1 protein-coding gene is annotated in these 258 nt (G+C 67.4%); it reads right to left on the bottom strand.

The genetic code is table 11. The features are described from left to right. Window positions 1–211: polyketide synthase dehydratase domain-containing protein (locus tag LPA41_RS43910; protein ID WP_229077026.1), on the bottom strand; the 211-nt coding region annotated here is incomplete at its 3' end. Window positions 212–258: the final 47 nt, after the last annotated feature.

The raw sequence follows: 258 nt of genomic DNA, 5'->3' as shown, positions 1-258 counted from the left end.
CATCAGCCAACAACAACGACACTCCGCCGCCGCCGCCGGTCATCCGGACACGTACTGTGCGGGCCTGCGTAGCGAGAAGACGCACACCACTGAAGACGAAAGGCAGCAACGGCTCGGTACCGGCGGCCAAGAGAACACCGGCCGGGTGCAGGGCGGCGTCGAGCAGGGCCGGGTGGATACCGAAGCCGTCCACGTCGGCCTCGACGGTCACTTCGGCGAAGACCTCTTCACCACGCCGCCACAAACGGCGCAGGCCCT

It is taken from the genome of Actinoplanes sp. DH11 (genome assembly GCF_020873875.1).
Lineage (GTDB): Bacteria > Actinomycetota > Actinomycetes > Mycobacteriales > Micromonosporaceae > Actinoplanes.
The sequence above is the reverse complement of the archived record's forward strand: the minus strand, read 5'-3'. Positions and strand labels throughout refer to the sequence as shown.